The sequence below is a fragment of the Pseudomonas sp. LAMO17WK12:I1 genome, assembly GCF_900177315.1.
Taxonomy (GTDB): domain Bacteria; phylum Pseudomonadota; class Gammaproteobacteria; order Pseudomonadales; family Pseudomonadaceae; genus Aquipseudomonas; species Aquipseudomonas marginalis.
Window position 1 is genome coordinate 47615 of sequence record NZ_FWZV01000012.1, and the last position, 13892, is coordinate 61506.

Sequence of the window (13892 nt, forward strand, 5' to 3'; positions counted from 1 at the left end):
CCCACAAGGGATTGTGTTGGCTTATTCGTTGTAGATGTCTTGATCGCCGAAGTATTTCTTCTGGATCTGTGCGTAGGTGCCATCGGCCTGGACGGCGGCGATGCCTTTGTTGATCAGCGCACGCAAGTCCTGGTCGTTCTTGCGCAGGCCCATGGCGATGTCCAGGGGCAGGGTCGGGTCCTTGAAGGCCGGGCCGGTCTTGAAGTCGGCGCCTTCAGGCTTGGACAGGAAGTTGAGCTGGGCTTCGAGCTTGTCGGTCAGGGTGGCGTCGAGACGGCCGTTCTGCAGGTCGGCGTAGTTCTGTTCCTGGGACTGGTACGCCTTGATCTGCGCGCCCAGCCTGGCCAGGTGCGCGCGGGCATAGGCTTCCTGCAACGAACCTTGCAGCACGCCGACCTGTTTGCCTTTCAACGATTCCGGGGTGTCGCCGAAGTCGGCGTTTTTGCGCGTGATCACCGACGTGGGGCTGAGGAACAGGCGGTCGGTGAAGTCGATGACTTTCTCGCGCGCCGGGGTCACGGCCATGGACGACATGATCGCGTCGAACTTGCGCGCGCGCAGGGCCGGGATCATGCCGTCGAATTCGTTGTGCACCCAGGTGCATTTGACCTCGAGCTTGGCGCAGATGGCGTTGCCCAATTCGATATCGAAGCCTTGCAGGCTACCGTCGGCGGCCACGGATTCAAACGGGGGGTACTCGGGGAATACGCCGAAGCGGATTTCTTTCCAATCCTGGGCGTGGGCGGCGCTGGCGCACAGTGGCAACAGCAACGCAGCGAAGAGTGATCGCAGTGGAGTCATGTGTCAGTCCCTATATTTTGTAATTGATGTCAGGGCAGTAGAAAGGGTGCAGCGTGCATGCATTCGGTGACTCTTTGGTCGGGCTCAGAATGCTTCATGATGGTGCGTTTTTTGTGTCGTTTACCCGGTGCTCAAAGCGCAAATTGCGCTGTTAAAACACGCAATGCAGCGGAATCGGCTGTGACACCCGCTGAATCGGCTTTTGAGCCCTGGAAATCCGACCTGCCCATGGCGCAAAGGGGCAGGCCAGAGCGGTCTCAGGCGCGCTTTTTATGCTGTGCTCGAGGCTGTTGGGCCAGGCGCGCGAACAAGTCCTTGGGGTCGGCCAGGTCCGGCACCAGTTCCAGTTCGCTGCCGACATCCAGGGCCTTGGCCACGTCCAGCACATAGCGCAGGGCCGAGTAGTCTTCGATGGCAAAGCCCACCGAGTCGAACAGGGTGACCTGGCGCTCATGCTCGCGGCCGGCGACCTGGCCGTTGATGACCTGCCACAACTCGGTCACCGGCGAGTCTTCCGGCATGTGCTGGATTTCACCTTCGATGCGGCTTTGCGGTTCGTACTCGACGATCACACGGGCGCGCTCGACGATGCGGCGGTCCAGCTCGGTCTTGCCTGGGCAGTCGCCGCCCACGGCGTTGAGGTGCATGCCGGGCTCGATCATGTCGTCGGTGAGGATGGTCGCGTAGGCCTTGTCGGCGGTGACGGTGGTGACGATGTCTGCGCCCTTGACCGCTTCGGCCACGCTGCCGGCCAGGATCACCTTGATTGCCGGGAACGCCTTGAGGTTGGCTGCCAGCTTGGCGGTGGCCCTGGCGTCGATGTCGAACAGGCGGATCTCGTTGATGCCGAGCATGGCGTGGAAGGCCAGGGCCTGGAATTCGCTCTGGGAGCCGTTGCCGATCAACGCCATGCTGCGGCTGTTGGCGCGGGCCAGGTAGCGGGCCACCAGGGCCGACGTGGCGGCGGTACGAATGGCAGTGGTCAGGGTCATTTCCGCCAGCAGCACCGGTTTGCCGGTGTCGACGTCACCGAGGGCACCAAAGGCCATTACGGTGAGCATGCCGGCCAAGGTGTTCTTCGGGTGGCCGTTGACGTACTTGAAGGCGTACAGCGAGGCGTCGGACACCGGCATCAACTCGATCACGCCATCCGGCGAGTGGTTGGCCAGGCGTGCGCATTTTTCAAAGTCCTGCCAGCGCAGGTAGTCGGCGCGGATGTACTCGGCCATCTCGGTGATGCAGGTGTGCAGGCCTTTTTGCGAAACCAGATAGCTGAGGTCGTTGACGTCGATATAGCGGGTCATGGCAAGACTCCTTATTGAAATGAGGGACGGGCGGGCAGATGCACTTCTGCCAGCATGCAGCGGGCACTGCCGCCGCCGATGCGTTCGATGTTGTCGATGTTCACCACCACCGGCCGGGTGTGGCGCTCCACATGCCGGCGCTGGGCCGGTTGCAGCGCGCCCCAGGCACTGGCAGACATCACCAGCAGCGGCTGGCCGTCGCGGTCGTGGACTTCGAGCATGTTGCCGGCGAAGGCTTCGAGCTGGTCGAAGTCGAGGCCGAGGATGTCTTTGCCGGTGTCGCGCAGCGAGCGTTCCAGGGCCTGGCGTTCGTCGGCGTCGGGCAACGCTTGCAGGCACACCACCGAAAGGTCGCGGCCGACGCTCATCATCACGTTGCTGTGGTAGATCGGTGCGTGGTGGCGGTCGACGGCGTGGAAGACGCAGAGCTGGTAGTCGAGGCGTTCGGCAAACTGGCGCAACGCGTCGTGGTGGGTGCGCCCGGAGTGGCAGGCGTAGCTGATGCGGTGCTGGCGGTCGAGGACCATGCTGCCGGTGCCTTCGAGGAAAATGTTCTGTTGTTCGAGGTGGCTGAGGTCGATGGTGTCCTTGATCGCAAAGCGCTGCTCCAGCACTTGCAGCACGCCTTTGTTGCGCTCCAGTCGTCGGTTCTGGCCTTCCATCGGGTACAGCACCAGGCTGCCGTCGGCGTGGCTGCTCCACCAGTTGTTGGGGAAGATCGAGTCGGGTGTGTGGGGCGCCGGAGTGTCTTGCACCACCAGCACTTCCACGCCGTGCCGGCGCAGGGTGTCGACATAGCCGTCGAACTCTTCCAGCGCTTTCTGCTGTGCACTGAGCGGGTCGAGGGGCGGGCGTTGGAAACGGTTGTTGATCGCGGTATCCGGGTTGAAGGCAAAGCGCGCCGGGCGAATCATCAGGACGGTATTGGTGGTTTGCATGGGGGCACGAATCCATGGGGTTGAGCAGTGGGGCTATTTTGTTCGCTGTGGCAGGGGAATCCCGGCTGAAACCCAGGGGCGGCTCAGCCGGGAAAGCTTAAAAGGGGGGTGAGGCAGCCGAATCGGCTGTTGGAGCTGGAGCGCGGTCAAAATGTGGGAGGGGGGCTTGCCCCCGATTGCGGTATATCAGTCACTCAATCTATCAACTGGCACACCGCCATCGGAAGCAAGCCCCCTCCCGCATTGGTACAGTGGCGACTGTAATAACGCCGTCAGCCAGGAGGAATCATGTCTACCGTCGTACGTCTTGCCCAATCCGAGGATGCCGAAGGGATCAGCCAGGTCATCCTGGCGGCCTTGCACAGCAGCAATGCGCGGGACTATCCAGCGGATGTGATTGCCCGGGTGGCCAGCAACTTCACCCCGGACGCGGTGCTCGACCTGCTCAAGCGCCGTGTGGTGCTGGTGGCGGTCCAGGACGGGGTGATCGTCGCCACGGCGGCCCTGGATGCCAATGTGGTGCGTTCGGTGTTCGTCAACCCTACGCTGCAAGGGCAGGGCATTGGCCGGTTGCTGATGATTGAAATCGAACTGCGCGCGCGGGAAGCGGGGGTGACGACGCTGAGTGTGCCGTCTTCGCTGACCGCCGAGCCGTTCTACACCAGGCTGGGTTTTCACACGGTACGCGACGTCTACCACGGCAATGAGCGCACGTTGGTGATGGAAAAGGCGCTGTTGTCGCGCCATCCCATCGGTCCGTATCGCGACCGCCAGCACCGCGGGCAAGTGGTGGCGTTATGGCAGGAGGCGTTTGGGTATGACACGGCGCATAACCTGCCGACCCTGGCGATCGATAAGAAACTGGCGGTCAATGACGGGCTGTTTTTTGTGGCGACGGACAAAAAGACTGTCATCGGGACGGTGCTTGCCGGCTACGACGGTCATCGCGGCTGGTTGTACTCGGTGGCCGTGCACCCTGGCTATCGGCGTCATGGCCTCGGTTCCTCGCTGGTGCGGCATGCGGAACAGGCCCTGACGGCCCTGGGCTGCATGAAGATCAACCTGCAGATCACCGGTGGCAATGAGGCGGTGGTGGGGTTCTATGAGGCGCTGGGGTATGGGGTGGAGCCGAGGATCAGCATGGGCAAGAAGATTGCCGAGAATATCCCGGCTCAATCCTGAGGACACTGGAGAGCAAATGTGGGAGGGGGCTTGCCCCCGATGTCGGTGTATCAGTCAACAGATTCATTGACTGACCCACTGCCATCGGGGGCAAGCCCCCTCCCACATGGGATATGCATTGAGGCTGTTAGACCTTAACGATCCAACCCGCTGGCGCTTCGACGTCGCCGGTCTGCACGCCGGTCAGCTCTTTGTAGAGCTTCTGGGTGATCGGGCCGACTTCGGTCTCGCTGTGGAACACATGCAACTGGCCGTTGTACTGGATACCGCCGATCGGCGAGATCACTGCCGCAGTCCCGCAGGCACCGGCTTCCTTGAACTGATCCAGCTTGTCGATGAATACCTCGCCTTCGACCACTTCCAGGCCCAGGCGGGTCTGGGCCAGTTCGATCAGCGACAGGCGGGTGATGCCTGGCAGCACCGAAGGTGATTTCGGTGTGATGAACTTGTTGTCGTGGGTGATCCCGAAGAAGTTGGCCGAGCCGACTTCTTCGATTTTCGAGTGGGTCATCGGGTCCAGGTAGATCGCATCGGCGAAACCGGATTTCTTCGCTTCCGAGCCCGGCATCAGGCTGGCGGCGTAGTTGCCACCGACCTTGGCGGCACCGGTGCCCTGTGGGGCGGCGCGGTCGAAGGTGGAGATCTGGAAGTTGTGCGGCACCAGGCCGCCCTTGAAGTAGGCGCCGACCGGGATGCAGAACACCGAGAAGATGAACTCCGGCGCGGTGCGCACGCCGATGTTGTCACCGGTGCCGATCACGAACGGGCGCAGGTACAGCGCGCCGCCGCTGCCGTACGGCGGAATGAACCGCTCGTTGGCCTTGACCACTTGCTTGCACGCGTCGATGAACGCGTCGGTCGGGACGTGGGGCATCAGCAGGCGGGCGCAGCTGCGCTGCATGCGCGCGGCGTTCTGGTCCGGGCGGAACAGGTTGATCGAGCCGTCCTTGCAGCGGTAGGCCTTGAGGCCTTCGAAGCACTGCTGGCCGTAGTGCAGGGCGGTAGAGCCCTCGCTGATGTGCAGCACGTTGTCGTCGGTCAGGGTGCCGGTTTGCCATTCGCCGTTTTTCCAGACCTGGAGAAACCGCTTGTCGGTCTTGATGTAGTCAAAACCCAGCTTGTCCCAATTGATGCTTTCGTTACCCATGACACCCTCTATCTTTGGTCAAGTCGGTTTTTTTCTGAATGGACGCAACAATACTTCATTCCCGGGCCCGTTCGCATCCCCTGTAGCGCCCTCGCCACAAACGCTATAGGTGCAAGGCGTGGCCCAGGGCCCGCAGCGCAGCTTCCTGCACCGCCTCGCCAAGCGTCGGATGGGCGTGGATGCTGCCGGCCACGTCTTCCAGGCGTGCGCCCATTTCCAGGCTCAGGCCGAAGGCGGTGGACAGCTCGGACACGCCGGCGCCGACCGCCTGCCAGCCGACAATCAGGTGATTGTCGCGGCGTGCCACCACCCGTACGAAGCCGGTTTTCGACTCCAGGGTCATCGCGCGGCCGTTGGCGGCGAACGGGAAGCTCGACACGATGCAGTCCAGGCCGGCGGCCTTGGCGTCGTCGGGCGTCTTGCCGACCACCACCAGTTCCGGGTCGGTAAAGCACACCGCCGGGATCGCCGCCGGGTTGAATTCGCGGTGTCGGCCGCTGATCAGTTCGGCAACCATTTCGCCCTGGGCCATGGCGCGGTGCGCCAGCATCGGCTCGCCGCTCAGGTCGCCGATGGCATACACGTTGCGCATGCTGGTCTGGCAGCGGCTGTCGATCCTGATCGCCGCGCCGTTCATCTCCAGGTTCAGCGCCTCAAGGTTCCAACCCTGGGTGTTGGGTTTGCGACCAACGGCAACCAGCACCTGATCGGTTGTCAGCGCCAGGATGTCGCCATTCGGGTCGCATACTTGCAGGCTGCCATCGGCAAAACCCGTGACGCTGTGCTTGAGGTACAGCTTCACGCCCAGTTGCTTGAGGGATTCGTTCACCGGTTGCGTCAGCTCGGCGTCGTAGGCCGGCAGGATGCGGTCCTGGGCCTCGACCACACTCACGTCGGCGCCGAGCTTGCGATACGCAATCCCCAGCTCCAGGCCGATGTAGCCGCCGCCCACCACAATCAGGCGCTTGGGCACGCGGGTCGGGGCCAGGGCTTCGGTGGACGAGATGATCGGCCCGCCAATCGGCAGCATCGGCAGGTTGACGCTTGTCGAACCGGTGGCCAGCAGCAGGTGTTCGCACTGGATGCGCTGGTCACCGACGTCAACGGTCTTGCCGTCCACCACCTTGGCCCAGCCATGGATCACCTGCACTTTGTGCTTTTTAAGCAGTGCGGCGACACCGGTGGTCAGGCGGTCGACAATGCCGTCTTTCCATTCCACGCTTTTGCGGATGTCCAGGGTCGGCACATCCACCTCGATTCCCAACCGGGAACCCTGGCTGTGATGCACGGTTTGCTGGAATTGCTCGGCCACGTGAATCAAGGCCTTGGACGGAATGCAGCCGATATTCAGGCAGGTGCCGCCCAACGCCTGGCCTTCCACCAGGATGGTCGGGATGCCCAGCTGGCCGGCACGAATGGCGGCCACATAACCGCCAGGGCCGCCGCCGATAATCAGCAGCGTGGTATGCAATGTCTGGGTCATGCCCTTACTCCAGGAACAGGCTGGCGGGTTGTTCGAGCAGGCCGCGAATGGCCTGGATGAATTGCGCCGCGTCCATGCCATCGACCACGCGGTGATCGAAGGAGCTGGAGAGGTTCATCATCTTGCGGATCACGATCTGGCCCTTGATCACCATCGGCCGCTCAACGATACGGTTGACGCCGACGATGGCCACCTCCGGCAGGTTCAGCACCGGGGTGCTGACGATGCCGCCCAGGGCACCCAGGCTGGTCAGGGTAATGCTCGAACCGGACAGCTCATCGCGGCTGGCCTTGCCATTGCGTGCAGCAGTGGCCAAACGCGTGATTTCCTCGGCGTTGCCCCACAGGCTGCGCGCTTCGGCGTGACGCACCACCGGCACCATCAGGCCCACGTCGCTCTGGGTGGCGACGCCCACATGCACCGCGCCGAGGCGGGTGATGACCTGGGCTTCGTCGTCGTAGCGCGCGTTGATCTGCGGGAAGTCCCGCAGCGCCACGACCATGGCGCGCACGATAAACGGCAGCAACGTCAGCTTGCCGCGCGTGGCGCCGTGCTTGTCGTTGAGGTGCACGCGCAGCTCGTCGAGGGCGGTGACGTCGATCTCTTCCACATAGCTGAAGTGCGCGGCACGCCGGGTGGCGTCCTGCATGCGCTGGGCGATCTTGCGGCGCATGCCGATCACCGGGATCTGTTCTTCGTCGTTGCGTTCGGCGTAAGGGTTGGCTGCCGTCGAAGGCTTTGAAGCCCCTTGTTGCAGGTAGGCCTCGAGGTCTTCGTGCAGGATCCGCCCGGCCGGGCCGGAGCCCTGGACCAGGCGCAGTTGGATACCGGCATCCAGCGCGTGCTTGCGCACGGCGGGGGAGGCCAGAGGGCGTTCGTCGGCATCGCGGGCCACGGGGGCCTGTGCGGCTGCCACCGGTGCGGGCTTGCTTTCGACCACCGGTGCCGGCTTGGCCTCGACAACGGCAGCCGCTTTCACCGGCTCCGCGGCTACCGGCACCTCCTTGGCATTGCCCGCGCCTTCGACTTCAATGCTGATCAGGATACTGCCCACCGCCATCACTTCACCCGGCTCGCCGCCGAGGGCAATCACCTTGCCATGGACCGGCGAGGGAATGTCCACCATCGCCTTGTCGGTCATCACATCCGCCAGCACCTGGTCTTCGACGACCATGTCGCCGACCTTCACATGCCACTGCGACAATTCAACTTCCGCGATGCCTTCGCCAATGTCCGGCATCTTGATAACGTGCGTGCCCATTCAGACCTCCATGACCCGTTTCAACGCCGCGCCCACTCGGGACGGGCCTGGGAAATACGCCCACTCCTGCGCGTGCGGGTAGGGGGTGTCCCAACCGGTGACGCGTTCGATCGGCGCTTCCAGGTGGTGGAAGCAATGCTCCTGCACCAGCGCCACCAACTCGGCACCAAAGCCGCAGGTACGGGTGGCTTCGTGCACCACCACGCAACGGCCGGTCTTCTTCACGGACTTGACGATGGTGTCCAGGTCCAGCGGCCACAGGCTGCGCAGGTCGATGACTTCGGCGTCGATGCCGGTTTCTTCGGCGGCGACCTGCGACACATACACCGTGGTGCCGTAGGTCAGCACAGTGACGGCCGAGCCCGGACGCACGATGGCGGCCACGTCCAGCGGCACCGTGTAGTAACCGTCCGGCACCTGGGCTTGCGGGTGTTTCGACCACGGCGTTACGGGGCGGTCGTGGTGGCCGTCGAACGGGCCGTTGTACAGGCGCTTGGGCTCGAGGAAGATCACCGGGTCATCGTTTTCGATGGAGGCAATCAGCAGGCCCTTGGCATCATAGGGGTTGGACGGCATCACCGTACGCAGGCCACAGACCTGGGTGAACACCGCTTCGATGCTCTGGCTGTGGGTCTGGCCGCCGTAGATGCCGCCGCCGCAGGGCATGCGCATGGTCAAGGGCGCGGTGAACTGGCCGGCCGAGCGATAACGCAGGCGCGCGGCTTCGGAGATGATCTGGTCGGTGGCGGGGTAGACGTAGTCGGCGAACTGGATCTCGGCCACCGGGCGCAGGCCATAGGCACCCATGCCAACCGCCACGCCGACGATGCCGCTTTCCGATATCGGTGCGTCGAACACCCGCGAGCTGCCGTACTTGGTCTGCAAGCCTTCGGTGCAGCGGAACACGCCGCCGAAATAGCCGACGTCCTGGCCGAACACCACCACGTTGTCATCACGTTCAAGCATCACATCCATGGCCGAGCGCAGGGCCTGGATCATGGTCATGGTGGTGGTGGTCATGGCGGTTTCCAATTCGATGCTGTTGTTGTGATCGTTCATGTCAGATCCCCAACTCTTGACGCTGGCGCTTCAAATGCTCCGGCATCTCTTTATAGACGTCTTCGAACATGGTCGCGGCGCTTGGGATCTGGCCACCGGCCAGGGTGCCGTACTGTTCGGCCTGTTTCTGCGCGGCGATCACCTCGGCTTCCAGTTCGGCACTGACCGCCGCGTGCTCCTCTTCGGACCACTGGCCAATCCTGATCAGGTGCTGCTTGAGGCGGGCAATCGGGTCGCCCAGCGGGAAGTGGCTCCAGTCGTCGGCGGGGCGGTATTTGGACGGATCGTCCGAGGTGGAGTGCGGGCCGGCGCGGTAGGTGACCCATTCGATCAGGGTTGGGCCGAGGTTACGGCGCGCGCGCTCGGCTGCCCAGGCGGAGGCGGCGTACACCGCGATAAAGTCGTTGCCGTCCACGCGCAGGGAGGCGATGCCGCAGCCGACGCCGCGTCCGGCGAAGGTGGTGGCTTCACCACCGGCGATGGCCTGGAAGGTGGAGATGGCCCACTGGTTGTTGACCACGTTGAGAATCACCGGGGCGCGGTACACGTGGGCGAAGGTGAGGGCGGTGTGGAAGTCGGATTCGGCGGTGGCGCCGTCACCTATCCAGGCCGAGGCGATCTTGGTATCGCCCTTGATCGCCGAGGCCATGCCCCAGCCCACACCCTGTACGAATTGGGTGGCGAGGTTGCCGGAAATGGTGAAGAAGCCTGCATCCTTGACCGAGTACATGATCGGCAACTGGCGGCCCTTGAGCGGGTCGCGCTCGTTGGACAGCAACTGGCAGATCAGGTCCACCAGCGGCACGTCGCGGGCCATCAGGATGCTTTGCTGGCGGTAGGTGGGGAAGCACATGTCGTCGATGTTCAAGGCCAGGGCCTGGGCGCTGCCGATGGCTTCTTCGCCAAGGCTCTGCATGTAGAACGACATTTTTTTCTGACGCTGGGCGACCACCATGCGGTTGTCGAAGATCCGCGTCTTGAGCATGGCGCGCATGCCTTTGCGCAGGATCTCCACGGGAACCCCTTCGGCCCACGGGCCCAGGGCCTGGCCCTGGTCGTCGAGCACGCGGATCAGGCCCTTGGCCAGGTCGGCGGTGTCGGCGGGTTCTACGTCGATGGCGGGTTTGCGCACCAGGCCGGCGTCGGTCAGGCGCAGGTAGGTAAAGTCGGTCTTGCAGCCTGGGCGGCCCGAGGGTTCGGGAACGTGCAGGCGCAGTGGGTCATACGGCTGATTCATGGCTTTCTACGCTCGATCTTGTGAATTTCTTGTAGTGGGCGCGCTAGCTGACAGTCAGTCTCCGGGTAAGAGAAATCTTGTCCTACAACAATCATAGGCGTGGCGTAGAAGAATATTTATCTGTGTTTCATTGCGCCCGCGATCATTTGCGGATAAAAAACCTGCATAAACATAATAAACAGGTGATTTTGTCTCATGCGCAAACTGGACCGTACCGATATCGGCATTCTCAACGCGCTGCAGGAGAATGCGCGGATTACCAACGCCGACCTGGCCCGCTCGGTCAACCTGTCGCCCACACCCTGTTTCAACCGGGTCAAGGCGATGGAGGAACTGGGCCTGATTCGCGAGCAAGTCACGCTGCTCGACGCCGATCTGCTGGGGCTGCACGTCAACGTGTTTATCCATGTGAGCCTGGAAAAGCAGAACGAGCTGGCGTTGCAGCAGTTCGAAGGCGCGATTTCCGACCGGCCCGAGGTGATGGAGTGCTACTTGATGGCCGGCGACCCGGACTATTTGATCCGGGTGTTGGTGCCGACGATCCAGTCGCTGGAGCGTTTCATGATGGACTTCCTGACCAAGGTGCCGGGTGTCGCCAACATCCGCTCGAGCTTTGCCCTCAAGCAAGTGCGCTACAAGACGGCGCTGCCATTGCCGCCGGGTGGGTTAATGGTTTGATTTCAATAGGGGCTGCACCGCTGATCCTGATAGTTAGCCAAGTAATAATCAGGGCGGGCTTTTTATTTTCAGTTAATGAAAAATTGCATCAGCGGTCACGTATTTTTCACACGTATTTCAACACATTGGCCCCATCAGGCCGTGAAGTTCGCGGCCCAGGAAAGGGGTAAGCCGCGATGTCCATGAGAGCCTTGAAGTTGAACTTCCGTACCACACTGTGTTTTGGCCTGGTGTGCCTTTTGCTGCTGATACAAGGGGCAATGACCCTGATAAAAGTCGATAAGGTCTATTCGTCGACGGTTGAAATCGAAACTAACTGGCTCCCCAGTATTCGGTTGGCGGGTGAAATAGATTCGGCGTTTTATAAACTTCGTCTCGATCTGCGTCGTTATGCCATGGATATCAGCCGCCAGGATCCGGCCTCCCTGGAAAAACTCAAGGCGACCCGTACCGAAGCCCTCGATGTTGCCGAACGCTATGGGCCGTTAGTCTCAGGCCCCGAAGAGCAAGCCAAGTACAACGAAGCATTAGCCAGCATCAAGAACTACAGCCAGAAGATGGATGAGTTCCTCGCACAAGCCTCCACCTTGTCCGCTGAACAGATGTCGACCTACCTGCGCGAAGTCAACGGGCCGATTGCCCTGGATGTGCAGCGTTCCATCAGCGAGTTGATCGCGTTGAATGAACGGGGCTCCAAGGCGGCGGTGCAGGTGGCTTCCAGCGAATATGACGCGGCGCGTCTGTTCACCTGGATATTGATGGCCGCCTCCTTGCTGATCACCGTCGTGGTAGCAAGCCTGTTTACCCGCAGCATCATTACTCCGGTGCGTGAATTGCTGGTATCGACCGGCAAGATTGCCGACGGCGATCTGCGCGTGGCGATTGCCATCAATGGCAATGACGAGTTGACCGCGTTGCAACGGTCCACCGCGTCCATGCAAATGAACCTGAAAAGTACCTTGCAGCACATCTCCGAGGCGTCCGGGCAATTGGCGGCGGCGGCGGAGGAGATGAGCGCCATCACCCGCGAGTCCAGTGCCGGTATTGAACGCCAAAGCATGGAAACCGATCAGGCCGCCACGGCGGTTAACCAAATGACGGCAGCAGTTGAAGAAGTGGCGCGCAATGCGGTGTCGGCGTCCCAGTCCACCCAGGACTCCCAACGCTCGGCCAAAGTCGGCCAGGAGCGTGTGACGCAAACCATCGCCTCCATCGAGAAACTCAGCGCCACGGTGCAGCAGACCGGCGTCGAAGTCGAAGGGCTGGCCAGGCAGGCCCAGGATATTGCGCGGGTGGTTGAAGTGATCCGCTCGATTGCCGAGCAAACCAACCTGCTGGCCTTGAACGCGGCCATTGAAGCCGCCAGGGCAGGGGAGCAGGGCCGGGGCTTTGCGGTGGTGGCCGACGAGGTGCGGGCCCTGGCCCACAGAACGCAGACCTCGACCCAGGAAATCGAGCAGATGATCGCGAAAATCCAGACGTGCTCCAGCGAAGCAGTGTCTTCCATGGCCCTCAACCGCAACGAAGCGGTGGACTCCTTGAAGATTGCCCATGAAGCGGGCCTGGCAATTACTCAGATCACCGAAGCCATTACCGATATCAATGACCGCAACCTGTTGATCGCCACGGCCTCCGAGGAACAGGCCCACGTGGCCCGTTCGGTGGACCAGAACCTGATCAGCATCCGTGATCTTTCCATCCAGAGTTCTTCGGCGGCCGGCCAGACCTCGATCGCCAGCCAGGAACTGTCGAGGCTGGCGGTGGACCTCAAGCAGATCGTGTCGAAATTTGCCGTAGCCTGATCACACCTGCGCAGCACCCCCGGAGCATGGAACGGCATGGACGCCAGGCAGGACGGTTTTAGAGCTGGTTCAACGGAATCTTCAAGTACACCACCCCGTTCTCCTCCGCCGGCGGCATATTCCCCGCTCGCACATTCACCTGGATCGCCGGCAACAACAGCGTGGGCATCCCCAGCCCGGCATCGCGTCGGGTGCGCATCGCCACGAACGCCGCTTCATCCACTCCGTCATGCACATGGATATTGCCCGCGCGCTGCTCCGCCACGGTGGTCAGGCATTTGGCCTCGCGGCCTTCGGGCGGGTAGTCATGGCACACGTACAGCTGGGTGTCGGGGGCAAAGGCCAAGAGCTTGCGCATCGATGCATACAGCTGGCGCGCATCGCCGCCGGGGAAGTCGCAGCGGGCGGTGCCGACATCGGGCATGAACAGGGTGTCGCCCACCAGGATCAAGCGGTCGTCGATCAGGTAGGCCATGTCCGCCGGGGTATGCCCGGGCACGTGCAGGGCCTGGGCCTTGATGGTGCCGATGTGGAAGATTTCATCCGGCGCGAACAGGTGGTCGAACTGCGAGCCATCGACGCGAAATTCCGGCTCCAGGTTGAACAGGTGCTTGAACACGTCCTGCACCTTGCTGATCGCCTGGCCGATGGCAATCTTGCCGCCCAGGGTGCGGCGCAGGTACGGCGCGGCCGACAGGTGGTCGGCGTGGGCGTGGGTTTCCAGCAGCCATTGCACCTGCAAGTCGTGCTCACGCACAAAGGCGATGACCTTGTCGGCCTGGGCGGTGTCGGTGCGCCCGGAGGCCGGGTCGTAGTTGAGCACCGAATCGACGATGGCGCAGGGGCCGCCGTCTGCTTCATAGACGACATAGGTGTAGGTCGACGACGCCTCGTCCAGAAAGGAATGAATCAACGCTGACATGACGGCTGCCCCTGATGTTGAAAAAAGTGATTACAATCACTTTACATTTACACATAATGTTTTGAGCTTAAGTGACGC

At 62.2% G+C, this 13892-nt stretch carries 12 protein-coding genes; 3 read left to right on the top strand and 9 right to left on the bottom strand.

What is annotated here, in order from left to right:
* Positions 1 to 21: 21 nt before the first annotated feature.
* From B9N88_RS22305 to ctlX, 3 genes are all read right to left on the bottom strand, one after another.
* Positions 22 to 801, bottom strand: coding sequence for an ABC transporter substrate-binding protein (locus B9N88_RS22305; RefSeq protein ID WP_027606181.1), 780 nt, complete (start codon positions 799 to 801; stop codon positions 22 to 24).
* Between the two features lie 257 nt (positions 802 to 1058).
* Positions 1059 to 2105 (bottom strand): ornithine cyclodeaminase, encoded by a 1047-nt coding sequence (locus B9N88_RS22310; RefSeq protein WP_027606182.1) that lies wholly within the window; start codon positions 2103 to 2105, stop codon positions 1059 to 1061.
* 11 nt (positions 2106 to 2116) lie between these two features.
* On the bottom strand, positions 2117 to 3043 hold the full coding sequence (gene ctlX, locus B9N88_RS22315) for a citrulline utilization hydrolase CtlX (protein ID WP_027606183.1): 927 nt from the start codon (positions 3041 to 3043) through the stop codon (positions 2117 to 2119).
* A gap of 288 nt (positions 3044 to 3331) precedes the next feature.
* On the opposite strand from ctlX, the gene B9N88_RS22320 reads away from it, so the two are divergent.
* Positions 3332 to 4225: a GNAT family acetyltransferase gene (locus B9N88_RS22320; RefSeq protein WP_081744436.1), complete on the top strand. Its 894-nt coding sequence runs from the start codon at positions 3332 to 3334 to the stop codon at positions 4223 to 4225.
* A gap of 127 nt (positions 4226 to 4352) precedes the next feature.
* Here the strand turns inward: B9N88_RS22320 and B9N88_RS22325 are convergent, their stop codons facing one another.
* The 5 genes from B9N88_RS22325 to B9N88_RS22345 form a co-directional block, all read right to left on the bottom strand.
* Positions 4353 to 5372 (bottom strand): branched-chain amino acid aminotransferase, encoded by a 1020-nt coding sequence (locus B9N88_RS22325; RefSeq protein ID WP_027606184.1) that lies wholly within the window; start codon positions 5370 to 5372, stop codon positions 4353 to 4355.
* 103 nt (positions 5373 to 5475) lie between these two features.
* The gene (gene lpdA, locus B9N88_RS22330; RefSeq protein WP_027606185.1) at positions 5476 to 6855 is read right to left on the bottom strand and encodes a dihydrolipoyl dehydrogenase; all 1380 of its coding nucleotides are present in this window, start codon (positions 6853 to 6855) and stop codon (positions 5476 to 5478) included.
* Between the two features lie 4 nt (positions 6856 to 6859).
* Positions 6860 to 8116, bottom strand: coding sequence for a dihydrolipoamide acetyltransferase family protein (locus B9N88_RS22335; RefSeq protein ID WP_027606186.1), 1257 nt, complete (start codon positions 8114 to 8116; stop codon positions 6860 to 6862).
* Positions 8117 to 9175 carry an alpha-ketoacid dehydrogenase subunit beta gene (locus B9N88_RS22340; protein ID WP_027606187.1) on the bottom strand — a complete coding sequence of 353 codons (1059 nt, stop codon included), beginning with the start codon at positions 9173 to 9175 and terminating at the stop codon, positions 8117 to 8119.
* 1 nt (position 9176) lies between these two features.
* Entirely contained in the window at positions 9177 to 10412 is a 1236-nt protein-coding gene (locus B9N88_RS22345; protein ID WP_027606188.1) for a 3-methyl-2-oxobutanoate dehydrogenase (2-methylpropanoyl-transferring) subunit alpha, read from the bottom strand.
* Positions 10413 to 10607: 195 nt separating this feature from the next.
* On the opposite strand from B9N88_RS22345, the gene B9N88_RS22350 reads away from it, so the two are divergent.
* Positions 10608 to 11090, top strand: coding sequence for an Lrp/AsnC family transcriptional regulator (locus tag B9N88_RS22350; protein WP_027606189.1), 483 nt, complete (start codon positions 10608 to 10610; stop codon positions 11088 to 11090).
* A gap of 182 nt (positions 11091 to 11272) precedes the next feature.
* Positions 11273 to 12892: a methyl-accepting chemotaxis protein gene (locus B9N88_RS22355; protein WP_370671239.1), complete on the top strand. Its 1620-nt coding sequence runs from the start codon at positions 11273 to 11275 to the stop codon at positions 12890 to 12892.
* Positions 12893 to 12950: 58 nt separating this feature from the next.
* Here B9N88_RS22355 and B9N88_RS22360 read toward each other — a convergent pair whose 3' ends face one another.
* Positions 12951 to 13814, bottom strand: coding sequence for an MBL fold metallo-hydrolase (locus tag B9N88_RS22360; protein WP_027606191.1), 864 nt, complete (start codon positions 13812 to 13814; stop codon positions 12951 to 12953).
* Positions 13815 to 13892 lie beyond the last annotated feature (78 nt).

Coding starts and splice junctions, on each gene's coding strand:
- B9N88_RS22305 (WP_027606181.1), bottom strand. CDS start 801: ATGACTCCACTGCGATCACTCTTCGCTGCGTTGCTGTTGCCACTGTGC.
- B9N88_RS22310 (WP_027606182.1), bottom strand. CDS start 2,105: ATGACCCGCTATATCGACGTCAACGACCTCAGCTATCTGGTTTCGCAA.
- ctlX (WP_027606183.1), bottom strand. CDS start 3,043: ATGCAAACCACCAATACCGTCCTGATGATTCGCCCGGCGCGCTTTGCC.
- B9N88_RS22320 (WP_081744436.1), top strand. CDS start 3,332: ATGTCTACCGTCGTACGTCTTGCCCAATCCGAGGATGCCGAAGGGATC.
- B9N88_RS22325 (WP_027606184.1), bottom strand. CDS start 5,372: ATGGGTAACGAAAGCATCAATTGGGACAAGCTGGGTTTTGACTACATC.
- lpdA (WP_027606185.1), bottom strand. CDS start 6,855: ATGACCCAGACATTGCATACCACGCTGCTGATTATCGGCGGCGGCCCT.
- B9N88_RS22335 (WP_027606186.1), bottom strand. CDS start 8,116: ATGGGCACGCACGTTATCAAGATGCCGGACATTGGCGAAGGCATCGCG.
- B9N88_RS22340 (WP_027606187.1), bottom strand. CDS start 9,175: ATGAACGATCACAACAACAGCATCGAATTGGAAACCGCCATGACCACC.
- B9N88_RS22345 (WP_027606188.1), bottom strand. CDS start 10,412: ATGAATCAGCCGTATGACCCACTGCGCCTGCACGTTCCCGAACCCTCG.
- B9N88_RS22350 (WP_027606189.1), top strand. CDS start 10,608: ATGCGCAAACTGGACCGTACCGATATCGGCATTCTCAACGCGCTGCAG.
- B9N88_RS22355 (WP_370671239.1), top strand. CDS start 11,273: ATGAGAGCCTTGAAGTTGAACTTCCGTACCACACTGTGTTTTGGCCTG.
- B9N88_RS22360 (WP_027606191.1), bottom strand. CDS start 13,814: ATGTCAGCGTTGATTCATTCCTTTCTGGACGAGGCGTCGTCGACCTAC.